This window comes from Curtobacterium sp. BRB10 (genome assembly GCF_031844325.1).
Lineage (GTDB): Bacteria > Actinomycetota > Actinomycetes > Actinomycetales > Microbacteriaceae > Curtobacterium > Curtobacterium poinsettiae_A.
Genome location: NZ_JAUZVA010000002.1, coordinates 363,094 through 388,471, shown reverse-complemented (window position 1 = coordinate 388,471; position 25,378 = coordinate 363,094). Strand labels below are relative to the sequence as shown.

The 25,378-nt window shown below is 70.3% G+C and carries 27 protein-coding genes; 5 read left to right on the top strand and 22 right to left on the bottom strand.

The annotated features are described in order from the left end of the window. Positions 1–5 precede the first annotated feature (5 nt). From Q9R26_RS05750 to Q9R26_RS05740, 3 genes are read right to left on the bottom strand one after another with little or no spacing between them, the layout of a single operon-like run. Entirely contained in the window at positions 6–740 is a 735-nt protein-coding gene (locus Q9R26_RS05750; RefSeq protein WP_311226761.1) for an SURF1 family cytochrome oxidase biogenesis protein, read from the bottom strand. A 47-nt stretch (positions 741–787) separates the two neighbouring features. Beyond that, a complete protein-coding gene (locus Q9R26_RS05745) occupies positions 788–2,239 on the bottom strand; it encodes a cation:proton antiporter (protein ID WP_027466692.1) in 1,452 nt (483 codons plus the stop codon). Between the two features lie 3 nt (positions 2,240–2,242). Then, entirely contained in the window at positions 2,243–2,773 is a 531-nt protein-coding gene (locus Q9R26_RS05740) for a cation:proton antiporter regulatory subunit (RefSeq protein ID WP_017885470.1), read from the bottom strand. A 75-nt stretch (positions 2,774–2,848) separates the two neighbouring features. Here Q9R26_RS05740 and Q9R26_RS05735 point away from each other — a divergent pair, with 75 nt between their 5' ends. Then, positions 2,849–3,352, top strand: coding sequence for a hypothetical protein (locus tag Q9R26_RS05735; protein WP_182065725.1), 504 nt, complete (start codon positions 2,849–2,851; stop codon positions 3,350–3,352). A gap of 98 nt (positions 3,353–3,450) precedes the next feature. On the opposite strand, the gene Q9R26_RS05730 is transcribed toward Q9R26_RS05735, so the two are convergent. The 7 genes from Q9R26_RS05730 to Q9R26_RS05700 form a co-directional block, all read right to left on the bottom strand. Then, on the bottom strand, positions 3,451–5,337 hold the full coding sequence (locus Q9R26_RS05730) for a glycerol-3-phosphate dehydrogenase/oxidase (RefSeq protein ID WP_311226760.1): 1,887 nt from the start codon (positions 5,335–5,337) through the stop codon (positions 3,451–3,453). 62 nt (positions 5,338–5,399) lie between these two features. Continuing rightward, positions 5,400–6,518, bottom strand: coding sequence for a GuaB3 family IMP dehydrogenase-related protein (locus Q9R26_RS05725; RefSeq protein WP_182065723.1), 1,119 nt, complete (start codon positions 6,516–6,518; stop codon positions 5,400–5,402). 61 nt (positions 6,519–6,579) lie between these two features. After that, complete coding sequence (locus Q9R26_RS05720) at positions 6,580–6,771, bottom strand: hypothetical protein (RefSeq protein WP_311226759.1); 192 nt, start codon at positions 6,769–6,771, stop codon at positions 6,580–6,582. A gap of 145 nt (positions 6,772–6,916) precedes the next feature. Beyond that, positions 6,917–7,723, bottom strand: a complete 807-nt coding sequence (locus tag Q9R26_RS05715) for an ABC transporter ATP-binding protein (protein WP_259578984.1) — start codon at positions 7,721–7,723, stop codon at positions 6,917–6,919. Continuing rightward, a complete protein-coding gene (locus Q9R26_RS05710; protein WP_110859529.1) occupies positions 7,720–8,610 on the bottom strand; it encodes an ABC transporter ATP-binding protein in 891 nt (296 codons plus the stop codon). Before Q9R26_RS05710 ends, Q9R26_RS05715 begins: the two co-directional genes overlap by 4 nt. Further along, entirely contained in the window at positions 8,603–9,589 is a 987-nt protein-coding gene (locus Q9R26_RS05705; protein WP_027466698.1) for a branched-chain amino acid ABC transporter permease, read from the bottom strand. The genes Q9R26_RS05710 and Q9R26_RS05705 overlap by 8 nt, the downstream gene beginning before the upstream one ends. 12 nt (positions 9,590–9,601) lie before the next feature. Further along, a complete protein-coding gene (locus tag Q9R26_RS05700; RefSeq protein ID WP_259362796.1) occupies positions 9,602–10,996 on the bottom strand; it encodes a branched-chain amino acid ABC transporter permease in 1,395 nt (464 codons plus the stop codon). A 242-nt stretch (positions 10,997–11,238) separates the two neighbouring features. Here Q9R26_RS05700 and guaB point away from each other — a divergent pair, with 242 nt between their 5' ends. Both guaB and Q9R26_RS05690 read left to right on the top strand, forming a co-directional pair. Beyond that, a complete protein-coding gene (gene guaB / locus Q9R26_RS05695; protein WP_027466700.1) occupies positions 11,239–12,741 on the top strand; it encodes an IMP dehydrogenase in 1,503 nt (500 codons plus the stop codon). A gap of 76 nt (positions 12,742–12,817) precedes the next feature. Then, positions 12,818–13,219, top strand: a complete 402-nt coding sequence (locus tag Q9R26_RS05690; RefSeq protein WP_259578983.1) for a VOC family protein — start codon at positions 12,818–12,820, stop codon at positions 13,217–13,219. A 12-nt stretch (positions 13,220–13,231) separates the two neighbouring features. Here the strand turns inward: Q9R26_RS05690 and Q9R26_RS05685 are convergent, their stop codons facing one another. Beyond that, entirely contained in the window at positions 13,232–14,032 is an 801-nt protein-coding gene (locus Q9R26_RS05685) for an SDR family oxidoreductase (RefSeq protein WP_138802038.1), read from the bottom strand. A gap of 262 nt (positions 14,033–14,294) precedes the next feature. Here Q9R26_RS05685 and Q9R26_RS05680 point away from each other — a divergent pair, with 262 nt between their 5' ends. Continuing rightward, on the top strand, positions 14,295–15,623 hold the full coding sequence (locus tag Q9R26_RS05680) for an ABC transporter substrate-binding protein (protein ID WP_182065718.1): 1,329 nt from the start codon (positions 14,295–14,297) through the stop codon (positions 15,621–15,623). Here the strand turns inward: Q9R26_RS05680 and rarD are convergent. After that, on the bottom strand, positions 15,587–16,744 hold the full coding sequence (gene rarD, locus Q9R26_RS05675; protein ID WP_311226758.1) for an EamA family transporter RarD: 1,158 nt from the start codon (positions 16,742–16,744) through the stop codon (positions 15,587–15,589). The genes Q9R26_RS05680 and rarD overlap by 37 nt on opposite strands. 165 nt (positions 16,745–16,909) lie before the next feature. Beyond that, positions 16,910–17,206 carry a co-chaperone GroES gene (gene groES, locus Q9R26_RS05670; protein WP_017885484.1) on the bottom strand — a complete coding sequence of 99 codons (297 nt, stop codon included), beginning with the start codon at positions 17,204–17,206 and terminating at the stop codon, positions 16,910–16,912. A gap of 160 nt (positions 17,207–17,366) precedes the next feature. Between groES and Q9R26_RS05665 the strand changes: the two genes are divergently transcribed. Next, the gene (locus tag Q9R26_RS05665) at positions 17,367–18,569 is read left to right on the top strand and encodes a class I SAM-dependent methyltransferase (protein WP_311226757.1); all 1,203 of its coding nucleotides are present in this window, start codon (positions 17,367–17,369) and stop codon (positions 18,567–18,569) included. Between the two features lie 39 nt (positions 18,570–18,608). On the opposite strand, the gene Q9R26_RS05660 is transcribed toward Q9R26_RS05665, so the two are convergent. The 9 genes from Q9R26_RS05660 to Q9R26_RS05620 form a co-directional block, all read right to left on the bottom strand. Next, positions 18,609–19,421: a DUF4190 domain-containing protein gene (locus tag Q9R26_RS05660; protein WP_311226756.1), complete on the bottom strand. Its 813-nt coding sequence runs from the start codon at positions 19,419–19,421 to the stop codon at positions 18,609–18,611. 86 nt (positions 19,422–19,507) lie between these two features. Continuing rightward, complete coding sequence (gene tsaD / locus Q9R26_RS05655; protein WP_311226755.1) at positions 19,508–20,563, bottom strand: tRNA (adenosine(37)-N6)-threonylcarbamoyltransferase complex transferase subunit TsaD; 1,056 nt, start codon at positions 20,561–20,563, stop codon at positions 19,508–19,510. After that, positions 20,550–21,095, bottom strand: coding sequence for a ribosomal protein S18-alanine N-acetyltransferase (gene rimI, locus Q9R26_RS05650; protein WP_311226754.1), 546 nt, complete (start codon positions 21,093–21,095; stop codon positions 20,550–20,552). Before rimI ends, tsaD begins: the two co-directional genes overlap by 14 nt. After that, positions 21,092–21,727: a tRNA (adenosine(37)-N6)-threonylcarbamoyltransferase complex dimerization subunit type 1 TsaB gene (gene tsaB, locus Q9R26_RS05645; RefSeq protein WP_311226753.1), complete on the bottom strand. Its 636-nt coding sequence runs from the start codon at positions 21,725–21,727 to the stop codon at positions 21,092–21,094. Before tsaB ends, rimI begins: the two co-directional genes overlap by 4 nt. Before the next feature lie 20 nt (positions 21,728–21,747). Further along, positions 21,748–22,134, bottom strand: coding sequence for a GNAT family N-acetyltransferase (locus Q9R26_RS05640; RefSeq protein WP_310648859.1), 387 nt, complete (start codon positions 22,132–22,134; stop codon positions 21,748–21,750). Positions 22,135–22,202: 68 nt separating this feature from the next. Further along, on the bottom strand, positions 22,203–22,718 hold the full coding sequence (gene tsaE, locus Q9R26_RS05635; protein WP_311226752.1) for a tRNA (adenosine(37)-N6)-threonylcarbamoyltransferase complex ATPase subunit type 1 TsaE: 516 nt from the start codon (positions 22,716–22,718) through the stop codon (positions 22,203–22,205). Next, the gene (gene alr / locus Q9R26_RS05630; RefSeq protein ID WP_209134970.1) at positions 22,715–23,881 is read right to left on the bottom strand and encodes an alanine racemase; all 1,167 of its coding nucleotides are present in this window, start codon (positions 23,879–23,881) and stop codon (positions 22,715–22,717) included. Before alr (Q9R26_RS05630) ends, tsaE begins: the two co-directional genes overlap by 4 nt. After that, on the bottom strand, positions 23,878–24,981 hold the full coding sequence (gene alr / locus Q9R26_RS05625; RefSeq protein ID WP_311226751.1) for an alanine racemase: 1,104 nt from the start codon (positions 24,979–24,981) through the stop codon (positions 23,878–23,880). Before alr (Q9R26_RS05625) ends, alr (Q9R26_RS05630) begins: the two co-directional genes overlap by 4 nt. Next, positions 24,978–25,373 carry a holo-ACP synthase gene (locus Q9R26_RS05620; RefSeq protein WP_111038494.1) on the bottom strand — a complete coding sequence of 132 codons (396 nt, stop codon included), beginning with the start codon at positions 25,371–25,373 and terminating at the stop codon, positions 24,978–24,980. The genes alr (Q9R26_RS05625) and Q9R26_RS05620 overlap by 4 nt, the downstream gene beginning before the upstream one ends. Between the last annotated feature and the right edge of the window lie 5 nt (positions 25,374–25,378).

Genomic DNA, 25,378 nt, shown 5'->3' with positions numbered 1-25,378 from the left:
CAATCCTACCGTTGCAGCACGTCGGCTTCGGTGGCGAGCGCTGCCTCGCGCTCCTCTTCCTGCTCGCGCTCCCAGGCGTCCTTCACGAAGCGGTACCAGAGGAAGACGGCGAAGCCGGCGAAGACGACCCACTCGATCGCGTAGAACAGGTTGAGCCAGTCGAACTGGACCTCGCGCGACGGTGCACGGTCGGCGATGGCGCCGAGGTCGGCGGCCTTCGCGGTGGTGCCGTCGGCGACGACGTACCCGAGGTACATGCGGTCGTCGAAGGCCTGCCAGGTGTTCACGAACCGGGCGGGGGCGACTGCGGAGTACTCGCCCTCCTTGTAGGCGTCCTGGTCGGGCGACTCGGCCGGGTAGTAGCGACCCTGGATCGTGAGCGTCTGCCCGTCCGCCAGGCGCTCACCCCCGGCGACGGCGGCCGACCGCTGGTCGGACCACCCGATGACGACCGGGAGGCTCGCCCCACCGTCCGAGTCCACCAGGTGGCCGACGGTCTGGTACTCGCCACCCCCGGTGCGGCCGGTCAGGACGGTGGTGTCGTCGGCGACGAAGGTCCCGGTGACGGTGACCTTCTGCCCGGCGAGACTCTCGCTGACGGGGCGCTCGGGGGTGGTGACCGCCTCGAGCGTGCGGCGGGTCTCGGTGGTCGCCGGCAGGGGTTTGCCATTGGCGATCGAGCGCTCGAGCTGCCACTTGCCCAGCCCGGCGAACACCGCCGCCAGCACGAGCGCCAGCAACAGCAGCGCGATCCACCTCGGTCGTCGGGCAACGGCCCACATCTGTATCAGTACTCCGGATCACGCTGTCGGACCGGGCGCTCGGGGCGCTCGGCGGGGATCTCGACCGGCGACGTCACGGGGGCGGACGTCGGCTCGGACCCCTCATTGTCTCGCTCGTCCCTGCCAGCAGCCTCGACGAGGGCGAACTCCTCGGCGAACTGGCGGTCCCGCTCGGCCTTCCGCGCCGCGGCGGTGGCGTCCGCCTCGGCCTCGGCCGCTTCGGCGCTCTCGGCTGCGGCTGCGGCGGCGACGGCACGTCGGCCGCCCAAGCGTCCGCGCAGGCGGATGAGCCGACCCGGGCGCACCACGAGGCGGCCGATCCGGTCCGAGTTCACCGCGAGCAGCGGCCCGAGGACGGCCATGCAGAGGACGTAGAGGCCCGCGAAGGCGGTGATCCGCGCCTCCAGCCCGGCGGCAGCCGACAGCGTCGCGAGGATCAGCGCGAACTCGCCACGGTTCACCAGGATGACGGCGGTGTTGATGCCCTGTTGGACGTTGAAGCCGTTCATCCGGGCGACGATCTGCCCGGCGACCGCGTTGAGCACGACCGTCATGCCGATCGCGCCGAGGACGGGCCAGAGCACCTCGCCGAAGGTCGACAGGTCGAGGCCGAGCCCGAAGTTGACGAAGAAGAACGCGGCGAAGACGTCGCGCATCGGCAGGGCGAGCTGTTCGATGCGATCGCGGTACCGGGTCGCTCCGCAGAGCAGGCCGATGACGAAGGCACCGATCGCGTCGGTCACGCCGAGCAGGTCGCCGATGCCGCCGAACATGACCGCGAGTCCGAAGAACAGCACCGTGAACAGCTCGTCGTCACGGGTGGCGAAGATCTTCGAGACCCACTTGCCCGCGAAGCGCGCGAGCGTGAACATCACGATGAGGAACCCGAACGCGAGTGCGAGCTTGCCGACGACGGCCCAGACGTTGGTGTCGCCGGACAGCACGACGGAGACGATCGCCAGGTAGACGGCGATGAAGACGTCCTCGATCACGGTGACACCGAGGATCATCGGGGTCTCGTCGTTCGCCAGGCGCCGGAGCTCGATGAGCAGCTTCGTCACGATGGCGCTCGAGGACGTCGCCGTCATGCCCGCGATGATCAGGGCTTCCCGGGTGCCCCATCCGAGCGAGAACCCGAAGGCGAACCCCACGCCCATGTTGATGACGACGTAGGTGCCGCCGGACACCAGGAGTTTGCCCGCGTTGCCGTAGAACTCCTCTTGGTCGAACTCGAGCCCGAGGTTGAACAGCAGCAGGATGAGCCCGAACGTCGCGATGAGCTCGATCGTGTGGGACTCGACGCTCAGCCCGAACCACGGCGTGTTCGGACTCGCAACGAGTCCGACCACCATGTAGATCGGGATGGCCGGCAGACCGATGGTCTTGCCGAGCCGTCCCAGGACGTAGGCGATGACGAAGAGCACACCGATGGTGAGCAGCTCACCACCCAGGTGCATGCGCTAGCTCTTCCGCGGGGCCTCGGCCGATGCGGCCGCAAGCTCTCCGCTGCGGTAGAAGGAGAACGCCTTGGCGACCTTCTCGGGGGATCCGGCGACGACGATCGTGTCCCCGGGGAAGACGACGAAGTCCGACGAGGGCGCCGGGTTGGCGCTGTCGCCACGGACCACGGCGACGACGGTCAAACCGATGAAGCCCGAGTCGTGCAGGTCGCCGAGGGGCTTGCCCGCGATGGCGTCGTCGTAGTCGACGGAGAACCAGTCGATGGACAACCCCGGGATCTCGTCGAGCTTGTCGAGGCCCTCGGTGATCCGGGTGCCACCGAGCAGTTCGGCGAGTGTGTGCGCTTCGTCTTCGCTGAGACGCAGCGAGACCTTCTCGGACTTGTCCGCCCCGTCGGAAACGTCGGCGAACGAGATGAGGTCGGAGTGACCCGACCGGTGCGTGATGACACCGCACTTGCCACCGTCGTCGGTGTAGAAGCTGTGCAGCACGCCGACTCCGGGGAGTTTGACGCGATGGACGTCGACCATGATGGCTCCCTCTTCGAGTACCCCCATGCTAACCATCCGGTGGTCCCACGCATTCCGCGCACTACTGTTCTGTGGATGGGGAGATCACGGATCGTCGTCGCCGTCGTCGGGGTGCTGGTCGTCGCGCTGTACGCGGCACTGCTGGCGGTGAACGCACTGGTGCTGGACCCGCTCGCCGCGGTCCCCGGTGCGACCCTGGCCGAGATCCACGCCGAGCTCACGCAGCAGGGCTTCCACGTGCAGACCGACATCGTGGTCGTGATCGCGCTGGCCTCGGTCGGGGTCGTGCTCGCCGCCGGGCTGTCGGTGCTGCTGCTCGTCACCCGAGCACCGACCCACGTCATCGCCGCGGTGCTGCTGGCCGTGGTCGTGCTCGGTGGTCCGGCGTCGTTCTGGAGTGGGTTCGCCCTCGGGATGGACGTCGCGGACGGCTTCGGTACCGACGGTGGTGACCACACGATCTGGGCCGGCGTGCTGTACGTGACGAGCCTCGTCGCGCTCATCGCGATCCCGGTGGTGCTCGTGGTCGGCCAGGCGGCGCACGCGCGCCGCGCCGCCGTGCGGGCGCGCGCCGTCTGACGGACGCACCACGGGCCTCCAGTCCGGTCTTCCGGCCTGGAGGCCCGTGCGCGTCCGCGACGCCGGTCGCGTCGGTGACGACTCGCTACTCCGACTCGCTACTCCGGCTCGCTCGTCTTCTCGCCGATGACCTGCTCGTCGGAGGCCTTCGCGCCCTCGGCGCCGTCCGAGCGGCCGCCGCCCACGACCACGTCGTCCTCGTCGAAGCCGAAGGCGATGTCCGGGGCCTCGAGCCGCACGCGGTCCGCGCTCTCGTCGTCGGGCTGCAGCTGCGACTCCCGTTCCGCGGCGACGCGCTTCAGGTAGTTCGACACCTCGTGCTCGGTGGTCTCCTGGTCCCACCCGAGCACGTCCGCCATGAGCTTCGCGGCGACGGGCGCTGCTGACTCGCCGCGGTCCCAGGCCTCGATGGAGATGCGGGTGCGGCGGGCGAGGACGTCCTCCAGGTGCAGGGCACCTTCGTGCGAGGCGGCGTAGACGACCTCGGCGCCGATGTAGTCGTCGGCCCCCGGCAGCGGCTCGGCGAGCGCGGGGTCCTGCTCGACGAGCTGCAGCACCTCGGTCGCGAGGGTGCCGTACCGGTTGAGCAGGTGCTCGATGCGGACCTTGTGCACGTTGCAGCTCCGCGCGGTGCGGGCACGTCGGTTCCACGCGGCGGGGTAGCCCTCGGCGCCGAGCAGCGGGATGTCCTCGGTCGTCGACTCCGGGATCCTGCCGTCCATGGCCGCGACGGCCTCGTCGATGGCGTCCTTCCCCATCACCCGGTAGGTGGTCCACTTGCCGCCGGCGACGACGACGAGCCCGGGCACGGTGTGCGCGACGACGTGCTCGCGGCTGAGCTGGGAGGTCTGGTCGGACTCCCCCGCCAGCAGCGGGCGGAGGCCGGCGTAGACGCCCTCGACGTCCTCGCGGGTCAGCGGGACGGCGAGCACCTTGTTGACGTGCTCGAGGATGTAGTCGATGTCCGCCGCGGTCGCTGCCGGGTGCGCCTTGTCGAGGTACCAGTCGGTGTCGGTCGTGCCGACGAGCCAGTGCCGACCCCACGGGATGACGAAGAGCACGCTCTTCTCGGTGCGCAGGATCATGCCCGTGTTCGACTGGAACCGGTCCCGGGGGATCACGAGGTGGACGCCCTTCGACGCCCGCACCTTGAACTGGCCGCGGGTGCCGATCATCGCCTGCGTGTCGTCGGTCCAGACACCGGTGGCGTTGACGACCTGCTTCGCACGGATCTCGAACCGTTCACCGGTCTGGATGTCGTGGGCCTGCGCGCCGACCACGCGCTCCCCGACCTTGATGAACCCCTCGATGCGGACGCGACTCGCCGCCTCGGCGCCGTACGACGCCGCGGTGCGCACGAGCGACGCGACGTAGCGCGCGTCGTCGACCTGGGCGTCGTAGTACGTCATACCGCCGACGAAGGCGTCCTTCTTGAGCCCTGGCATGTTCTTGAGCACCTGCTTCCGGCTGAGGTGCCGGTGGTGCGGGACGCCGGGCGGACGGCCGCCGGACCAGCTGAACACGTCGTACATCGACATGCCGATCCCGATGTAGAAGCGCTCCCAGACCCGGTGGTTGAGCGGGTAGAGGAAGCGCACGGGCTTCACCAGGTGCGGGGCGATGCGCTGGAGCAGCAGGCCGCGTTCGATGAGGGCCTCGCGGACGAGAGCGAAGTTGAGCTGCTCGAGGTAACGGATGCCGCCGTGCACGAGCTTGGACGAGCGGCTCGACGTGCCGGAGCCCCAGTCGCGGGCCTCGACGATGCCGACGCTCAGGCCGCGGGTCACGGCGTCGAGCGCACTGCCCGCCCCGACGATGCCGCCACCGACGACCAGGACGTCGAGCTCCTTGGTCTTCAAGGTCTCGATCGCGGCCGCACGTTCGTCCGGTCCGAGCTTCGCCGCGGGGTCGAACCCCACGCCGGGCGCGACGTCACGCGGACGTCCGGCCGTGCTGGTCTGCTTCGTCGTGCTGGACTTCGCCATCGTCGCCTCCGGGTCACGGTCGGCGCCGAGGCGTCACCCGGGTTCGTGCCCGGGTGCCACCGTCACTGGTGGTACGGCGCCACGACCACTTCTACTCGCTGGAACTCCTTGGCGTCGGAGTATCCGGTCGTCGCCATCGAGCGGCGCAGGGCCCCGACCAGGTTGGCGCGGCCGTCATGGGTCGGCGTCGGGCCGTTCAGGACGTTCTCGAGCGGCGCGATCGTCCCCACCTGGACACGGCGCCCGCGCGGCAGCTCGGGGTGGTGCGCCTCGGCACCCCAGTGGTAGCCACCACCCGGGGCCTCGGTCGCACGGGCCAGTGCGGTGCCGAGCATGACGGCGTCGGCGCCCACGGCGATGGCCTTGACGATGTCGCCCGCGGTGTCGAGCCCGCCGTCGGCGATGACGTGCACGTAGCGGCCGCCCGACTCGTCGAGGTAGTCACGACGGGCGCCCGCGACGTCGGCGACGGCGGTGGCCATCGGGGCGTGGATGCCGAGCGCGGCGCGGGTGGTCGACGCTGCGCCGCCACCGAAGCCGACGAGCACACCGGCGGCGCCGGTGCGCATGAGGTGCAGCGCCGACGTGTACGTCGAGGCACCGCCCACGATCACCGGGACGTCGAGCTCGTAGATGAACTTCTTGAGGTTGAGGGGTTCCTCGGTCTGGGAGACGTGCTCCGCCGAGACCGTGGTGCCGCGGATGACGAACAGGTCGACGCCGGCGTCGACGACCGTCTTCGAGAACTCCTGGGTGCGCTGCGGGCTGAGCGAGCCGGCGACCGGCACCCCGGCTGCGCGGATCTCGGCCAGGCGTGCGGTGATCAGCTCGGCCTTGATCGGCTCGGAGTAGATCTCCTGCATGCGCTTCGTGACGTTGCCGTCGGTGAGCGACTTGATCTCGTCGTAGTACGGGGTCGGGTCCTCGTAGCGGGTCCAGAGACCTTCGAGGTCGAGCACACCGAGGATGCCGAGCTCGCCCATCTGGATGACCGTCGCCGGCGAGGACACGGAGTCCATCGGCGCCGACAGGATCGGCGACGCGAACGTGAACGCGTCGATCGACCACTGCACGTTGACGTCGCGCGGGTCACGCGTCCGCCTGGAGGGGACCACCGCGATGTCGTCGAACGCGTACGCCCGACGTCCGCGCTTGCCTGCACCGATCTCGACTTCGCTCACTCCGACAGCCTACCGGGCGGGCTCTGGGGCGTGCACGGGCCGGACGGTGCGGGCGGAGTCGTCAGCGCGGGCGGCGCGGGGCCCGTCGGCGCTTCCGGAGAACCCGCAGCACGAAGCCGAGCAGGAGCGCGAGCACCACGAGGACGACGAGCAGCACGGACGCGACCTTGACGAGCAACGCCGCCCCGACGAAGAGCGCGATGAACACGAGCCAGACGAGGGCGTCGAGCACGAGGGGTCCGGAGGTGCGCACCCGCGGAACGATACCGACCCGCGCAGGGTGGGTCGTGCCTCCAGGCCGGGTACAGGAGCGGGGCCGTGCGGCGCGAAGCGACCACGCACGGCCCCACCCGTCGCGGATACCACCCCCACAGCGGTACCCGCAGCCGACGACAGCGCTAGCGCTGTGCGTCGACGTCCTTGGCGAGCGTCCCCAGGTAGAGCTCGATGACCTTGGGGTCGTCAGCGAGTTCCTTCCCGGTGCCCGAGTACGCGTTCTTCCCCTGGTCGAGCACGTACCCACGATCGCAGATCTGCAGACAGCGTCGCGCGTTCTGCTCCACCATGATGATCGACACACCGGCCTTGTTGATCCGGCGGGTCCGCAGGAACGTCTCGTCCTGGCGCACGGGGGACAGCCCGGCGCTCGGCTCGTCGAGCAGCAGCACCTTCGGGTCCATCATCAGCGCACGGGCCATCGCGACGGACTGCCGCTCCCCGCCCGAGAGCGATCCGGCCCGCTGGTTGCGCCGCTGCGCGAGGACGGGGAACAGGTCGTAGATGACCTCGAGCCGCTCGGCGAACTTCCCCGGCCGCAGGTACAGCCCCATCTGCAGGTTCTCCTCGATGGACAGCGAGGGGAACACGTTGTTCGTCTGCGGCACGAAGCCGACACCGGCCTGCACGAGCTTGTTCGCCTTGAGGTTCGTGATGTCGTCACCCTGCAGGGTCACCGATCCCTCGCGGATGGAAACGAGCCCGAACAGCGCCTTGAGGAGCGTCGACTTACCCGCGCCGTTCGGCCCGATGATGCCGATGAGCTCGCCCGGGTAGCAGTCCAGGTCGCAGCCGTTCAGGATGTTCACGCCCGGCAGGTAGCCGGCGACGAGGTTCTTCGCGCTGAGCACCGGCTCGCGTTCCAGCGTGGCCGCCGGGGACGGACTGGAGGCACTGCTCGCGTTCGTGGGGTCCGTTGCGTCCGTCATCGGGTCGTCTCCTCTGCTGCGTCCTCTTCGGCGACTTCCTCCGCCAGTTCCTCGAAGGTCTCCTCGGTGAGGAGCGAGTCGTCGCCCAGGTCGGTGTCGTGGTGCGCACCGAGGTAGGCGTCGATCACCGCCTGGTCGTCCATCACCGTGTCCGCCGGGCCCTCGGCGACGACCTTGCCCTCGGCCATCACGACCACCCAGTCCGAGATGTGCCGGACCATGTGCATGTCGTGCTCGACGAACAGCACGGTCATGCCGTCGTCGCGCAGGGACTGGATGTGCCCGAGGAGCGACTGGGTGAGCGCGGGGTTCACGCCGGCCATCGGCTCGTCGAGCATGATCATCGTCGGGTCGGACATCAGCGCACGGGCCATCTCGAGCAGCTTGCGCTGCCCGCCGGACAGCGAACCGGCGTAGTCGTCCGCCTTGGTGTCGAGCTTGAACCGGGCGAGCAGGTCCTCGGCCTTGGCCGTGATCTCGCGCTCCCGCTTCGCCCACACCGGCTTGACCAGGGCGGCGAAGAAGTTCTCGCCGGGCTGGTCGCGAGCGCCGAGGAGCATGTTCTGCATCACGGTGAGCCGGGACAGCGCCTTGGTCAGTTGGAAGGTGCGGACCATGCCCTTGTTCGCGATGTGCGTCGCGCTCGTCTTCTGCAGCGTGGCGCCGTCGAACTGCGTCTTCGCTCCGGGGCTCGGCTTGTCGAACCCGGTGAGCAGGTTGAAGAACGTGGTCTTGCCGGCGCCGTTCGGGCCGATCAGGGCCGTGATGGAGCCGCGCTGGACCTCGAGGTGGTCGACGTCCACGGCGGTCATGCCCCCGAAGCGGCGGGTGACGTCGTCGACGGTGAGGATCGGGTCGGCCTTGGGGTGGCCGTAGGTCTCAGACACTGAACGTCAGCTCCTTCTTGTTGCCGAGCAACCCCTGTGGACGGAACACGATGAGCAGCATGAGCGCGACGCCGACGAGCACGTACGAGAACTGCTCGGCCTGCTGCGCGTTCATGATCGAGTCGGGGATGAAGTCGCCGGCCAGCGTGCGGATGAAGAGCCGGACGACGAAGAAGAGCACGGCTCCGAGCACCGGTCCGAACACCGTCGCCGCACCACCGAGGATGAGCGCCGTCCAGATGAAGAACGTCATCGAGCGGCCCATGGCGTCCGGTTGCACCGAACTCGGCAGCACGTAGATGATGCCCGCGATCGCACCGAGCGCCCCACCGAAGACGAGCGCCTGCATCTTGTACGAGTAGACGTTCTTGCCGAGCGAGCGGACGGCGTCCTCGTCCTCGCGGATGGCCTTCACCACGCGGCCCCACGGGCTGCGCATGAGCAGGAAGAGCACCAGGGTGAACAGGGCGACCATCGCCCACGCCGCGATGCGGATCCACCAGCCGTTGACGCCGTTGTTCGCGTACGTGAACCACAGGATCGTGGTGGTGCCGTCGGGCAGCGGGCTGAGGGCGGTGAACGGGTCGCGGTAGCTCGACCCGGTGATGCCGTTCGAGCCGCCCGTGGTCGAGGTGAGCAGGCTCGAGCGGCCCACCATGCGGATGATCTCGGCGCCGGAGATCGTGACGATCGCCAGGTAGTCGCCGCGCAACCGCAGGGTCGGGATGCCGAGGATGATCGCGAACACGATCGCGACGAGCAGGGCGATGAGGACCGCCATCACGAACGGCAGTCCGTTCGTGATCGAGATCGCGAATCCGTAGGCACCGAGCAGCAGGAACGCCGCCTGGCCCATGTTCACGAGGCCGGTGAGCCCGAAGTGCACGTTCAGGCCGATCGCGGCCAGCGCGAACGCCGCGGTCGTCGGGGCGAGTGCCTCCTGGGTGAGCGAGGACAGCAGGTTGAGGATGTAGTCCATGCGCGTGCTCCCTTAGCCGATCCGCTCGGCGCGGCCGAAGATGCCCTGCGGCCGGAACAGCAGGATGAGGATGAGGATGACGAGGGCGGTGGCGTACTTGAAGTCACCGGGGAGCACCAGGTTCGTGAGCTCCACGACGACGCCGATGATCATCGAGCCGACCAGGGCGCCGTACGCGGTGCCGAGGCCACCGAGCGTGACCGAGGCGAACATGAGCAGGAGCAGCTGGAGCCCGGTCTGCCAGTTCACGCCGTTCAGGACGAGTCCGAGCATCACGCCGGAGAGTCCCGCGAGGCCGGCGGCGAGCGTCCACACGAAGCGGATCACCCGGTCGACGTCGATGCCGGAGGCCGCGGCGAGCGCCGGGTTGTCCGACACGGCGCGGGTTGCCCGTCCGAAGCGCGTCTTCGCCAGGAAGAGTCCGGTCGCGACGAGGACCACGAGCGCGATCCCCATGGCGACGTAGGACTGCACCGTCAGGGTGACACCGGCGAACCGCACGGTCTCCGGGTTGCCCTGCTGGATGCGGACCGTCGAGGCGCCGAAGAAGTACTGGAACGCGTACTGGGCGGCGATCGACAGACCGATCGTGACGATCATGAGCTGCGTCAGGCTGATGCGCTTGCGCCGGAGTGGTCGCCAGATCGCGGCGTCCTGCAGGTACCCGGTCGCGGCGCACAACAGCGTGACGACGATCCCGGTGACCCAGATGTTCCAGCCGAGCTGGTTGGCGAACACGTACGCCAGCAGACCGCCGAGGGTCACCTGCTCGCCGTGCGAGAAGCTCGACAGCCCCGTCGTGCCGTAGATGAGCGAGAGCCCGATCGACGCCAGGGCGATGAGCAACCCGAGCCGGAGCCCCGAGGCGAACTGCTGCCAGGCGCGCTGCATGCTCACGCTCGACGAGTCGGCCGAGGTGGTGGCGCCCTTCTGGTCGGACAGCTGGAAGATCTGCCCGACGTTGGCGTTCAGCGTCGCCTGCACCTTGCGGTCGGCGTCGGCGGCGTTCGTCAGGTACTGGCCCTTCGGCAGGGTGCCCTGGTCGACGCTCACCGTGTACTCGCCGGCCGTGTCGACGCTGACGGACCAGCGGCCGTCGGCGTTCGTCGTGGCCGTCTCGTCGAAGCCGCTCGGGCCGGTCACGTCGACGTCGACGCCCTCGGCCGGTTCACGCTCGGAGTCGGTGATCGTCCCCTGGATGCACCCGTTGTCGGGGCTGACGGTGCACGCCTGGCTGGTGGCCGGTGCCGAGGTGGCACTGAAGGCCGGCAGGGTGACCGCCCAGTCGATCAGGAAGGTCGCCAGGAACGCGGCGACGAGCACGGCCGCCAGGACCGGTCGTCGTCGTGCGTGGCGGAGGCGGAACAGGCGCGGCTGCGCCCGTCCCGGAGGAGTGATGGATCCCACGGAAGAGCCTCTCGTTCGGATGACGAGGAACCTATGGGGATTTTGTGACACCCGTGTTTCCAACACGTTCCCTGTGTGATTCGTACCCGAACTGTGACGTTGTGGAGGAACGCTCCGAGGCGGGCGCGATCCGTGCCTCCAGGCGGAATGCGGCGACAGCCGCCCGCGTTACCATGTCCTATCCGGAACCCGTCGTCGTGTTCCCGGTGTCTCGACACTTCACTCGCCCACGAAGGGGACCCATGGACCAGCCGGATCCGTTCGGATTCATCGGACTCACGTACGACGACGTCATGCTGCTGCCCGGGCACACCGACGTCATCCCGAGCGAGGCGTCCACGGCGTCCCGGCTCACCAAGCGGATCTCCGTCAACGTCCCGCTGCTCTCCGCCGCGATGGACACCGTCACCGAAGCCCGCATGGCCATCGCCATGGCGCGCCAGGGCGGCATCGGGATCCTGCACCGCAACCTGTCCATCGAGGACCAGGCTGCGTACGTCGACAAGGTCAAGCGCTCCGAGTCGGGCATGATCACCAACCCGGTGACCACCACCCCGGACGCCACCGTGGCCGAGGTCGACGCGCTCTGCGGCCAGTTCCGTGTCTCCGGTCTGCCGGTCGTCGAGCAGGACGGCACCCTCGTCGGCATCATCACGAACCGCGACATGCGCTTCGTGGCCACGTTCGAGCAGGCCACCACGTACGTGCGCGACGTGATGACGAAGGCCCCGCTGATCACCGCGATGGAGGGCATCGACCCCGAAGAGGCGATCGCCATCTTCGCGCAGCACAAGATCGAGAAGCTGCCGCTGGTCGACGCCGAGGGCAAGCTCCGCGGTCTGATCACCGTCAAGGACTTCGACAAGAGCGAGCAGTACCCGGACGCCACGAAGGACGACGAAGGCCGGCTCCGCGTCGGTGCCGCGATCGGCTTCTTCGGCGACGCCTGGCAGCGCGCCGAGGCCCTGCGGGACGCCGGCGTGGACGTGCTCGTCGTCGACACCGCCAACGGCGAGAGCGAAGGCGTGCTCGACATGGTCCGCCGCCTCAAGGCCGACCCGACGTTCGACGCGATCGACGTCATCGGCGGCAACGTCGCCACCCGTGCCGGAGCCCAGGCGCTCATCGACGCCGGTGTGGACGCCGTCAAGGTCGGTGTCGGCCCGGGCTCCATCTGCACCACGCGCGTCGTCGCCGGTGTCGGTGTGCCGCAGGTGACCGCCGTGTACGAGGCCTCCCTCGCCGCACGCGAAGCCGGTGTGCCGATCATCGCCGACGGTGGCCTGCAGTACTCGGGCGACATCGCGAAGGCCCTGGTGGCCGGTGCCGACACCGTCATGCTCGGCTCGCTGCTGGCCGGCACCGACGAGTCCCCCGGTGACCTGGTGTTCGTGAACGGCAAGCAGTTCAAGGCCTACCGCGGCATGGGCTCCCTCGGTGCCCTGCAGACCCGTGGCAAGAAGACCTCGTACTCGAAGGACCGCTACTTCCAGGCGGACGTGCCGAACGACGACAAGCTCATCCCCGAGGGCATCGAGGGCCAGGTGCCCTACCGCGGCTCGGTCGGCAACGTCGTCTACCAGCTCACCGGTGGGCTGCGGCAGTCGATGTTCTACGTCGGCGGTCGCACGATCCCCGAGTTGAAGGCGCGTGGCAAGTTCGTCCGCATCACGGCGGCGGGGCTCAAGGAGTCCCACCCGCACGACGTCCAGATGGTCGTCGAGGCGCCGAACTACCGCAGCTAGTCAGCTGTTCGACAGCACGCCCCCGTTCCCCCGTGGAGCGGGGGCGTGCTGCGTCCCACGGCGGTAGTGTCGCGACATGGTCAGCGCCGTCTCACACACCACGATCGACTCCCGCGACGCCTACGCCCAGTCCGAGTGGTGGAAGCAGGTGCTCGGCTACGTCGACCTGCCCGACGACCCGAACGCTCCCGGGCACGAGGAGTGCGAGATCACGGCACCCGATCGATCGCACACCGTGCTCTTCATCCAGGTACCCGAGGCGAAGACCGTGAAGAACCGGATCCACTTCGACCTGCGCCCCACCGACCGCACCCGCGACGAAGAGGTCGAGCGGCTCCGCGGCATCGGTGCCGTGGAGCTCGCCGACCTGCGCCACCCGGACGGCGGGTGGGTGGTGTTCGCCGACCCGGAGGGCAACGAGTTCTGCGTCCTACGATCCCAGGCCGAACTCGACGGAGACGCCGCCCGGCAGGACTGACCGGGCGAGTGCCTACGCCGAACGCCAGTCGTTCGACGTGATGTGCGAGCCGCCGTGCGGGCCCATCTGCAGCATCCCGCCGTCCACCGGCAGGGACACCCCGGTGATGTAGGACGACGCACGCGAGGCCAGGAAGGCCACGGCTGCCGCGATCTCCCACGCGTTGCCCGGCCGACCGAGCGGCACACCGGGGCGGTCGATGGTGTGCGGGTCCTCGTCCTCGGCCCCGGTCATCCGGGTGGCGATCTCGCCGGGGGCGACGGCGTTCACGGTGATGCCGTGCTCGGCGAGCTCGATCGCCATGGTCTTCAGCAGACCGCCGAGTCCGTGCTTCGCGGCGTCGTAGGCGCTCGAGCCGGAGCGGGGCTGGTGTTCGTGCACGCTCGTGATGCCGATGATCCGGCCGCCGGTGCCGGCCTGCACCATGTGCTTCGCGGCGGCCTGCATCGTGACGAAGGCACCGTCGAGGTCGGTCGACACCGTGTGACGCCACTGGTCGAGGGTCATCTCGAGGAACGGAGCGTTGTCGCCGGTGCCGGCGTCGGCCACGAAGACGTCGACGCCGCCCAGCTGCGACACGAGGCGGTCGACGACGGCGGCCGCACCGGCGAGGTCGGAGACGTCGATCTGCTCGACGAAGGCCTGGCGGCCGGTCTTCCGGACCTCCTCCGCGGTCTCCTCGGCTCGGTCGGGTTCGGACAGGTAGGTGATGCCGACGTCCATGCCGGCTTCGGCGAGCGCGACGGCGGTCGCGCGGCCGATCCCGGATTCGGAGCCGGTGACGATGGCTTTGGTGGGCTGGAAGTCGCTCATGCGGCGGAACGTACGCCGGGCCTCCCGGGTGCCCTGCCGGACCATCCGCCTGGCGCAGGTCGGCTCGGCACGCCGGCACCGTCGCTCCACCACCGATGCCTGTCCCTGCGCACAGGAACGTCACGGCTCGGTAACGAAACACCTTTGCGTACCGCCCCGTCACACGGGCGAAACACATGGACCCTACGTTTCTCGACATCCAGTGGAGGCGTCGCATTCACCCGAAGCGGCACAGCCTCCGCGCAGAGAAAGGGCTCCACGGATGATCAGAACCACCCGTGCCACCGCGGCACTGGCGTTGGCGGGCGCAGCAGCCGTCCTCCTCGCCGCGTGTTCCACCACCGGCAGTGCTTCCCCCTCGAGCTCGGCGTCGAGCGATGCGAAGAAGGATCCCGCCGCCAGCTGCAAGGCCCCGGACACCCCCGGTACGGACGCGCTGAAGATCGGCACGATCCTGCCCCTGACCGGTTCGCTGGCCTACCTCAACCCGCCGGCCGAGTCCGGTGTCGGCCTGGCCGTCAAGGACATCAACGCCGCGGGCGGCGTCCTCGACAAGGACGTCACGATCGACCCGGCGACCGACTCCGGTGACAGCAACGACATGACCGTGTCGAGCTCCGCCGCGACGAAGCTCGTCAACGCGAAGGTGCCGGTCGCGATCGGTGCCGAGTCCTCGTCGGTCACGCTGAACGTCATCGACCAGCTGACGAGCAACTGCATCGTCGAGATCTCGCCCGCGAACACCGCGACCGACCTCTCCGGCTACTCGTCGTACTACTACCGGACCGCACCGCCGGACTCGGTGCAGGGTTCCGCGCTCGGCCAGCTCGTGACCGGTGACGGCAACGCGAAGGTCGCGTTCCTGGTCTTCAACGACACGTACGGCACCGGCCTCCGCAACTCGGTGCAGGCTGCGGTCGAGGCCTCGGGCGGTCAAGTCGTCTACGGCGCCAAGGGTGAAGGCCAGGAGTTCCCGCCCGGCCAGACCACGTTCTCGTCCGAGGTGACCGCGGCCCTGGCCGCGAAGCCCGACGCGATCGTCGTCCTCGCCTTCGACGAGACGAAGTCGATCATCCCGGAGCTCGTCTCGCAGGGCAACGAAGCGAAGATCTACATGTCCGACGGCAACACGGCGGACTACTCGAAGGACTTCGACAAGGGCACCCTGACGGGCGCCCAGGGCACCATCCCCGGTGCCTCGCCGAAGGACGACTTCAAGAAGCAGCTCGCGGCGTTCTACAAGGACTCGTCGGGCAAGACGCTCGCCGACTACTCGTACGCGGCGGAGTCCTACGACGCCACCGTCCTCGCCGCCCTCGCCGCGGTGAAGGGCAAGGGCACCGACTCCGGCACGATCCAGGCCAACATGGCTGCGGTGTCGGGTGCTGACGGCGGCACCGAGTGCGCGACGTTCAAGGAGTGCAAGACGCTCCTGGACGACGGCAAGGACATCCACTACACCGGCCCGTCCGGCATCGGTCCGTTCGACGAGAACAACGACCCGTCGAGCGCCTACATCGGCATCTACAAGTTCGACGGCGACAACAAGCCCGTCTACCAGAGCGCCATCCAGGGTGCGGTGAAGAAGTAGGGCACAGCCCAGCACCAACGAGAAAGCGACAGTCCTCCACGGAACCTCCGTGGGGGACTGTCGCTTTCGCGTCGGTGCCCGGGACGACCGGGACGGCCGGGCGGGTGCGGTCGCGTCCGCAGGACGGCCCGGTGGGCGGCCTGGAGGCCCGTGGTGCGTCCGTCAGACCGGATCGGCCCGGGTGCGAGCGCCCGGCGGCGGGACGCTCGTGCAGCGGCGAACGAGTCGGCCGTCAGCACCACGAGGGCGAGCCACACGATGCCGAAGCCGAACCAGCGCCCGGCCGACATCTCCTCGTGCTGCACCAGCACGCCGACGAGCAGTTGCATCACGGGCGCCAGGTACTGGGTCAGTCCGAGCGTCGACAGGCTCACCCGGCGTGCCGACGACGCGAAGAGCAGGAGCGGCACCGCCGTCGCCGGCCCCGTCAGGACCGTGATGACCGCGTGCCCCCAGCCCTCGCTCGTGAACGTCACGCCGCCGCCGAGGCCGGTCACGCCGAGCACGACGAGCGCCACGACCGCGATCGGCAGCAGCCACACGGTCTCGATCGTCAGGCCGCTCAGGGCGTCCACGGTGCCGCCGACGCGCTTCTTCACCAGGCCGTACAGCCCGAACGAGAACGCCAGGGCCAACGAGATCCACGGCATCTGCCCGTAGCCGACGGCGATGACGACGACCGCCACGACGCTCAGCCCGACAGCTGCCCACTGCGCCGGACGCAGGCGTTCGCGCAGGACGACGACGCCGAGCGCGATCGTGACGAGCGGGTTGATGAAGTAGCCGAGCGCGGCCTCGACGGTGTGGCCGGTGGTCGTCGCGAGGACGTAGACGGTCCAGTTGACCAGGATCAGGACGGCGGCGAGCCCCATCACGAGCATCACGCGGCGCTGGGCCATCAGGGTGCGGGTGCGGAGCCACGACCGGGTCACGGCGATCGCCACCGCGCAGAACACCAGGCCGAAGACGATCCGCCACGACACGATCTCGAACGCCGCCGCGGGGGCCATCGCCGCGAAGAGCAGGGGCATCAGTCCCCAGAGCCCGTAGGCCACGACGGCCTGCACCACGCCGACGGATGCCTCGCTGCGGACGGGTCGCGCCGGACTCGGTTCACTCACGGAACCATCCTAGGAACGACCGCCGACCCGTGGCACGCCCACCGGGCCTCCAGGCGGGCTGACAGCGGGCTGGTCAGGACCGGAGCACCCGGGTGATCGCCCCCGGACGCGCGGACGCCCCGTCGGCCCGAGGGCCGGACGGGGCGTCCGTGGTGAGTACTCGACTCAGTGAACGATGACCGCGAGGACGTCGCGGGCGGACAGGACCAGCAGGTCCTCGCCCGAGTACTTGACCTCGGTTCCGCCGTACTTGGAGTAGATGACCTTGTCACCCACGGCGACGTCGAGCGGGACGCGGTTGCCGTTGTCGTCGATGCGACCCGGACCCACGGCGACGACCTCGCCCTCCTGGGGCTTCTCCTTCGCGGTGTCGGGGATGACCAGACCGGAAGCGGTGGTCTGCTCCGCCTCGACCTGGCGGATGACGATGCGATCCTCGAGCGGCTTGATGCTGACGGCCACGGTGACCTCTTCTTTCTCGGTACGGACTCGGTACAGATGAAAACCGGGTTGGCACTTCGCACAGGAGAGTGCCAACGCCAACTCTAGGGGGCCTCTGGCACTCGGTCAATCCGAGTGCCAGCACATCCGGAGAACACGCAGCACCTGCGAGGATCGACGCATGGACGCCGCCGAACTCACCGCACTGCTGACCCCAGACGGGATGGCCCTGCTCGACCGTACCCCGGGTGTCTCCGACGGCGGCGAGATCGTCCGCGTGGTGTCCCGGCTGCGCGCCGAGGGCCACGATCCCCGACTGGTCGCCGCGGTGCTGACCCAGGCGAAGCTGCGGCTGAAGGCCCGCGGCAAGTTCGGCGACTTCGCGTCCCGCATGCTCTTCACCGAGGCCGGGCTCGAGCAGGCCACCCGGCTGCAGGTCGCGGCCCAGCACGCCGGACGCTTCGCAGCGGCCGGGCTGACCCGCGTCGCCGACCTCGGCTGCGGCATCGGCGGGGACGCCATGGCGATGGCGGCACTCGACCTCGACGTCACCGCGGTCGACCGCGACGAGGTGACCGCGGCCGTCGCGACCCACAACCTGGCAGTGTGGCCGAACGCGCGCGTCGAGCTCGGCGATGCAGCGTCGTTCGACCTGTCGTCGGTGGACGGCGTGTGGATGGACCCCGCACGCCGCACCTCCGGCCACTCGGACACCCGCCGGCTCGCCGACCCGGACGACTGGTCGCCCTCGCTCGACACCGTGTTCGCCGCGGCGACGACGACGCCGACCGGCGTGAAGCTCGGACCGGGCATCGACCGCGACCTGATCCCGGACACCGCCGAGGCGCAGTGGACCTCCGTCGACCGCGAGGTCGTGGAGCTCGCCCTGTGGTTCGGCCCCCTCGCCCGCCCCGGCGTCCGCCGCGCCGCCACCGTCATCGGTGCGCACGGCATCGCCGAGATGACCGGAGCGGCCGACGCCGACGACGCCGAGGTCGGAACACTCGGCGCCTACCTGTACGAGCCCGACGGCGCCGTGATCCGCGCACGGCTGATCGGCGATCTGGCACGGGGCCTCGACGGGCACATGCTGTCCGAGGGCATCGCCTACGTCACGTCCGACCGCGCCGTCACGACCCCCTTCGCGCAGGGCTTCCGGGTGCTCGACACGATGCCGCTCGACGTCAAGCGACTGGCCGCACGGCTCGCTGCCGACGGCATCGGCACCGTCGAGATCAAGAAGCGCGGCGTCGACGTCGACCCGGCGCAGTTCCGCAAGCGGCTGCGGTTGCGCGGGTCGGGTCGCGTCACGCTCGTCCTCACCCGCCTGGAGGGACACCACACGGCGATCCTGTGCGAACGGCTCACCGACGCGGTCGGCTGACGGCCGGGGGCCGCGTGCGGTGCTGCGTGCGCGTCAGCGTCAGTTGACGAAGGCGCCGGAGTTCGAGCTGTAGTCGGAGTAGTCCGAGTAGTCCGACGCGTTCGCGATCGAGATCCACACCAGGGCGACGATCAGGATGAACAGGCCGGTCAGGATCCAGCCGCCGATCATGCCTGCGAGCGCCAGACCGCGGCCGCCCTCGCCGGTCTGCTTGATCTTGCCGAGGGCGATGTGTCCCATGATCGCGCCGGCCGGGCTCGTCAGGATGATGATCGGCCAGATGATGATCCCGCCGAACGCGAAGACGATCGACAGGATCGACAGGACGTTCGTCTTCGGCCGCTGCGCGTAGGGCTGGTACGTGTACGGGTTCGACGCGTAGGGCTGCTGCTGCGGCTGCGCGTACGGGTTCTGCTGCTGGCCGTACGAGTTCTGCGGGGTGCCGTAGGCGTTCTGCTGCGGAGCCGCGTACGGGTTCTGCTGCTGCGGCTGACCGTACGGGTCCGACGAGGGCTGCGATGCCGCGTAGGAGTTCTGCTGCTGGCCGTACGGGCTCGACTGCTGCGGCTGGCCGTACGGGTTCGACTGCTGCTGCTGGCCGTACGGGTTCTGGGGCTGCTGCTGGCCGTACGGGTTCTGCGGCTGCTGCTCGCCGTACGGGTTCGGCTGCTGCGGGGCCGCGTACGGGGCCTGCTGCTGGCCGTACGGGTGCTGGGGCGCTTCCGGGGCCGACGGTGCCTGCGGTGCGTCAGGGGCCTGCGGGCCGTCCGGGGCGGGCGTGCCGTCGGGCTGTCCGTTCGCTGGGCCGTTCGGCGTCTCGCCCGGCTTCGGCCACTCGTTCTGATCGGACACCGTCCACCCCTCTCGGGCGTCCGGTCTCTCCGACGCCCGTGTGAATCCTCCCACAGGCTCCCGAAGAAGGACCGGGGCCGAACTGGTCAGACCTGGACGGTCGTCACCGGCAGGGTCGAGTCCGCCGCGATGCCGAGGTCGCTCGGCGCGTGCCCCTCCGCCACGAGTCGGGCGCCGACGGCGGCGATCATCGCACCGTTGTCCGTGCACAGGTCGAACGGCGGGATGCGCAGTCGCACGCCCGCGGCCGCGCAGCGATCCTCGGCGACCTGTCGCAGTCGGGCGTTCGCGACGACCCCGCCACCGAGCAGCAGCCGGTCGACGCCGGTGTCGCGGCACGCGTTCAGGGCCTTGGTCAGCAGGACGTCGACGACGGCCTCGCGGAAGCTCGCGGCGACGTCGGCCACCGGCACCTCGCGGCCCTCGTCGCGGCAGCGCTCGACCCACCGTGCGACGGCGGTCTTGAGTCCCGAGAACGAGAAGTCGTACCGGTGCGCGGCCATGTCCTTCGGCAGCGTCAGTCCCCGGGGGAACCGGATCGCCGTCGGATCGCCGTCAGCCGCCGCACGGTCGATCTGCGGGCCGCCGGGGTAGGGCAGCCCGAGCAGCCGCGCGACCTTGTCGAACGCCTCGCCCGCCGCGTCGTCGATCGTCTCGCCGAGCAGTTCGACGTCGCCGACCAGGTCGCGCACCAGCAGCAGCGACGTGTGGCCACCGGAGACCAGCAGCGCGATCGTCGGCAACTCGATCTCGCTCCCGTCCTCGCGCAGCACGTCGGCGCCGACGTGCCCGACCAGGTGGTTCACGCCGTACAGGGGCTTGCCCGTGGCCACGGCGAGCGCCTTCGCGGCCCCCACCCCGACCATGAGCGCTCCCGCCAGGCCCGGCCCGGCGGTCACCGCGACCGCGTCGAGTTCGTCGAGGGTGACGCCGGCACGCTCGAGCGCCTCGTGCAGCGTCGGGGTCATCGCCTCCAGGTGGGCCCGTGCGGCGACCTCGGGCACGACCCCGCCGTAGCGGGCGTGCTCGTCCATGCTCGAGGCGATCACGTTCGCCAGCAGGGTGTTCCCCCGCACGATGCCGACGCCCGTCTCGTCGCAGCTCGTCTCGATGCCGAGCACCAGTGGTTCAGTCGCGCTCACCGAGGGCCTCCTGTCCGATGGGTCCGACGCCCGACGACGGCTCGGCGTCCGGGCCGGGCAGCTCCGCCCGCATCACCCACGCGTCGACGCCGTCCGGCTGGTAGTAGCGCGGCCGGGTCGCGATGTGCTCGAACCCGAACGCCGTGTACATCGCCTGCGCGACGGGGTTGTCCGCGCGCACCTCGAGGAACACCTCGCGCACCCCACTGCGCCGCGCCTCGTCGAGCAGTTCCGTGAACAGGACCCGCCCGAGCCCCTTGCCGCGCTGGTCCGCAGCGACCGCGATGGTCTGCACGTCGGCCACCGGGTTGCCCGCGAGCGACGAGAGCCCGGCGTACCCGACGACCAGCGGCGCGGACGTGTCGTCGGCCGTCTCGATCACGACGTAGTACCCGTGCGGTGCGTACAGCTCGCCGGACATCTGCGACGCCGACCAGGCGTCCGTCGGGAACGAGACGTGCTCGAGCCACATGATCTCGTCGAGGTCCTGCGGGTGTGCTCGCCGCAGGCGGAGCCCGTCCGGCAGGGTCACTGCTTCACCCGCTTGGGCGCACCCGGCACCGTCACGTCGGGCTCCCGCAGGTACAGGGGGGTGTCCTGGTCGAACCCTGTGCCGGACCGCAGGCGGTCCGCGGCGAGCGAGCCGAGCCTCCAGGCCGGGATGGACGCGACCGTCACGCGGTCCCAGCCCACCGCTGCGGGCCGGGAGGCGCGGATCGCGTCCTCGAGATCGGCGGGCTTGGCGAGTCCGGGGCCGGCCACCCGGACGCCGTCGGCGTCGTAGGCGCTCCAGTAGACCTCGCGGCGGCGGGCGTCCGTGAGGACGACGAACGGGCCGGCGATGCCCGAGTCGCGCTGGTCGAGGGCGACGGCGTCGTGGCTGACGAGGGGCAGGACGGGGACGCCGCGGGCTGCGGCGAAGGTGCGGGCGGCGGCGATGCCGACGCGCAGGCCGGTGAAGGGGCCGGGGCCCATGCCGGCGACGACCCCGGTGACGTCGGCGCCGGTGATGCCGGCCTCGGCGAGGGTCTCGGCCAGGAACGGGCCGATCACCTCGGCATGCCGGCGGCTGTCCTCGGTGTCGCGGGTCGCGAGGGACTGGCCGGTGGCCGGGTCGACGACGGCGACGGAGGTCCCGGCGGAGGTGTCGATCGCGAGCAGCACCCGTCCATCGTAGGCGGCGGTCAGCGCACCGGCAGCCCGCGGGACCACGCGACCTCGTGCTCCAACTGCCCGGTCCGACGGAACAGACGGACCTGGTGGGTGTCCGGCAGCGCGGCGGCCAGGGCCTGTCGGTCAGCGGACGTGAAGCCGAGCGACTGCCAGAACGGACCGGAGCGACGAGAGAACAGCCACGCGCGCTCGGCACCGGCCTCGGTCGCCCGCTCGATCGCGAACCGTGCGAGACGGGTGCCGGCCCCGGAGCCGCGGTGCTGCGGAGCGACGGCCACGCTGCGGACGAGCACGTGCACGCCGTCGGCACTCGCCTCGAAGCCGGCGCTGCCGACCGCCATGCCGTCGTCGTCGCGGTCGATCCAGAGCCGCACCGTCGGCTCGTCGAGCCCGGCCACGGTCAGATCGGCCTCGACGAGGAACGCGCGGAGCGCCTCGACGTCGTCCGCACCGACGGGCTGGAGGGTCAGAGGGCCACGCCGTCCCAGCGCGGACCGGTGGCGGTGACGACGACACGGCGGGGCTCGTCGGGCACGTCGTCGGGGTCGAGGTCGTCGTCACCGTGCTCGACCGCGTCCGCGCCGGTGGGACGCGTGATCTCGACGTCGAGCACGCTGTCGCTGATGCCGTCGACCATGCCCCGGCCCCACTCGACCACGACGATCGCGGCGTCCCAGTCGAGGTCCAGGTCGTCCAGCTCCACGGGGTCGGACAGCCGGTAAGCGTCGACGTGCACCAGGTCGGGGCCGACGGTCGTCGGGTGCGTCCGGGCGAGGACGAAGGTCGGGCTGGACACCTGGCCGCGCGCGCCGAGTGCAGCGCCGAGCCCGCGCGTCAGGGTCGTCTTGCCGGCGCCGAGCGGTCCGGTCAACACGACGAGGTCCCCCGCGCGCAGCACCGCGGCCAGTCGGGCACCGAGCTCCCCCATCGCCTCGGTGCCGTCGACGGTGGTGTCGAGCAGGACCCGCGCCGACTCGGTCACGGCCGCTCGCCCCGCAGGTACTCCCCGACGCGTCCCTCGATGTCGTGGCCCTCGTAGGACCGAGGCACACGGCTGCCGATGCGGCAGACGATCTCTTCACCGATGGTCTCGAGCGCCGCGCCCCATTCGAGCACGGTCATCTCATCGTGCTCGCCGGTGCCGAACAGCACGACGGTGTCGCCGGTCTGCACGTCGTCCTCGCCGACGTCCACCAGGAACTGGTCCATCGCGACGCGGCCGGCGATCGGGTACCGCTTGCCACCGATCGCGACCTCGATGCGGCCCTGTGCCAGACGGGGGACCCCGTCGGCGTACCCGACGGGCACGAGCGCCAGGGTCGTCTCGGTCGCGGTGCGGTACGTGTAGTCGTAGGAGACGCCGGTGTCGACGGGGACGCGCTTCGTCTTCGCGACCGACGCGGTGAGGGTCATCACCGGCTCGAGTCCGAGGTCCGCTGCCGAGACGCCGTCCGCGCCGGGGATGCCGAACAGGTTCGCACCCATCCGGACCATGTCCTTGCGGAACTCCTTGCGCTCGAGCCCCGCGAGCGACGCTGCGACGTGCTCCATCGGGACGTCCAGCCCCAGGTCGTCGGCGATCTCGATCGCGGCGTCGAACACGGCGACCGCGGCGCTGTCCTCGTGGTCGGACGCCTCGGCCAGGTGCGTGTACGCGGCGACGACCTCGATGCGGCCGTTCCGCTGGGCGTCCCGGGCGAGCTCGACGAGCGCCGGCCAGTCCGACGGCGTCGCGCCGTCGCGGTGCAGGCCGGAGTCGACGCCGAGGTGCACCCGGGCCGGTCGCTGGTCGACGGCGTCGATGATGCGCTGCAACTCGGCGACGTTCGAGACGCCGAGGTCGACGGCCGAGTCGATGGCGTCGCGGAAGTCCAGATCGGGGTCGTGCTGCCAGGTGAACAGGTGGACGTCCTCGCCGACGCCGATCGAGCGCAGGCGCAGGGCGGCGGGCACCGTCAGTACACCGATCCAGCGGATGCCGGCGTCGACGGCAGCGAGTGCGATCGGCTCGAGGCCGTGCCCGTACGCGTCGGCCTTCATGATCGCCATCACGGCGACCGGGTCCATCCACTCGCGGACACGGTCGAGGTTGGCACGGTAGGCGTCGAGGTCGATGCGCGCCTGACGCAGCGGTGCGGAGCTCACGTCGTCCTCCGTTCGACGCTGCGGCCGATCCGGGCGACCACCTCGTAGTTGATCGTGCCGATGGCGTCGGCCCAGTCCTCGACGGCGGGGTCGCCGTTCGCGGGGTCACCCCACAGCACCGCCTCGTCGCCGACCTGCACGTCGGCGTCGCCGATGTCGACGTGCATGGCGTTCATCGCGACGCGTCCGACCACCGGGAACGTCCGGTCGCCGATCCGCACCGAGACCCGGTTGCCGAAGGCACGGTCGAAGCCGTCCGCGTATCCGAGGCCGATCACGGCGAGACGGGTGTCGGTCTCCGCGCGCCAGGTGTAGCCGTAGGAGACGCCGTCGCCCGCGGCGACCGGCACGGTGCGGAGCACGGCGGCGGTGACCCGCATCGCCGGGCGCAGCCCCAGGTCGGACGAGGTCCGACCGTCGAAGGGGCTCAGCCCGTACAGGGCGAGTCCGACGCGGGACAGATCGTGGCGGGTCTCCGGCACGGCGATGCTCGCGGCACTCGCGGCGAGGTGCACCACGTCCGGCACGATGCCGTTCGCGGCGAGACCGTCCAGCGCCCGCTGCAGTGCGGCGTCCTGGTCGAGGTCGTCGGTGCGCGACGCGTTCGACAGGTGGGACATGAGCCCCTCGACCCGGGTGCGGTTGCCGCCGCGGGCCAGGGCGCCGGCGGTCGCGAAGAGCTCGGCCCACTCGGACTCGACCGCACCGTTGCGGCTCAGGCCGGTGTCGACGCACAGGTGCACGGCGCGGACGTCGGAATCCGCTGCTGCGGAGAGCTGCTCGACGCTCGACACCGCGGGCGTGACGTCGAACTGCGCCGCGCGGCGGAAGTCCTCGTCGGGGGCGTGCAGCCACGCGAGGATCCGGACCCCCTCGTCGATGCCGCCCTGACGGAGCGCGACGGCCTCGTCGATGTCGGCGACCCCGAGCCACTCGGCACCGGCGTCCACGAAGGCCTGCGCGGCGTCGAGGGCCCCGTGGCCGTAGGCGTTCGCCTTGACCACCGCGATGACCCCGGCCGGGGCGACCCGGTCGGCGATGGTCGCGTAGTTCTCGATCAGGGCTCCGCGATCGACCGTGATGCCGGTGAACGCACTCACCGGACCGTTCCTTCCAGGACCACGTCTGTTCCTTCCAGGACCACGAACGCGGTCGCGATCCCTCCATCATGCGAGAGCGACAGGTGCACGCTCGTCACGCCACGCGCGTCCGCCACCTGCCGGGCGCCCTGGTGCAGGGTGAGCGACGGGTTCCGCTGGTCGTCGGACACGACCTCGAGGTCCTGCCAGCTGAGCCCGGCACTCGACCCGAAGGCCTTGATCAGGGCTTCCTTCGCCGCGAACCGTGCGGCGAGGGACGCGATCGGCCGGGGTTCGCCGTCACGGACCTGCTCGGACGGTGTGAACAGCCGCGCCCGCATCGCCGGTGTGCGCTCGAGCACCCGTTCGAACCGCTCCAGGTCGACCACGTCGACCCCGATCCCGATGATCACCGTCG

What these genes read in the sequence shown, in the direction of transcription:
- Q9R26_RS05665 (WP_311226757.1), top strand. Translation starts at nt 17,367, where the DNA reads ATGGACGCCGCCGAACTCACCGCACTGCTGACCCCAGACGGGATGGCC.
- Q9R26_RS05690 (WP_259578983.1), top strand. Translation starts at nt 12,818, where the DNA reads ATGGTCAGCGCCGTCTCACACACCACGATCGACTCCCGCGACGCCTAC.
- Q9R26_RS05745 (WP_027466692.1), bottom strand. Translation starts at nt 2,239, where the DNA reads ATGCACCTGGGTGGTGAGCTGCTCACCATCGGTGTGCTCTTCGTCATC.
- Q9R26_RS05705 (WP_027466698.1), bottom strand. Translation starts at nt 9,589, where the DNA reads ATGGACTACATCCTCAACCTGCTGTCCTCGCTCACCCAGGAGGCACTC.
- Q9R26_RS05685 (WP_138802038.1), bottom strand. Translation starts at nt 14,032, where the DNA reads ATGAGCGACTTCCAGCCCACCAAAGCCATCGTCACCGGCTCCGAATCC.
- Q9R26_RS05715 (WP_259578984.1), bottom strand. Translation starts at nt 7,723, where the DNA reads ATGACGGACGCAACGGACCCCACGAACGCGAGCAGTGCCTCCAGTCCG.
- Q9R26_RS05680 (WP_182065718.1), top strand. Translation starts at nt 14,295, where the DNA reads ATGATCAGAACCACCCGTGCCACCGCGGCACTGGCGTTGGCGGGCGCA.
- Q9R26_RS05740 (WP_017885470.1), bottom strand. Translation starts at nt 2,773, where the DNA reads ATGGTCGACGTCCATCGCGTCAAACTCCCCGGAGTCGGCGTGCTGCAC.
- Q9R26_RS05735 (WP_182065725.1), top strand. Translation starts at nt 2,849, where the DNA reads ATGGGGAGATCACGGATCGTCGTCGCCGTCGTCGGGGTGCTGGTCGTC.
- Q9R26_RS05730 (WP_311226760.1), bottom strand. Translation starts at nt 5,337, where the DNA reads ATGGCGAAGTCCAGCACGACGAAGCAGACCAGCACGGCCGGACGTCCG.
- guaB (WP_027466700.1), top strand. Translation starts at nt 11,239, where the DNA reads ATGGACCAGCCGGATCCGTTCGGATTCATCGGACTCACGTACGACGAC.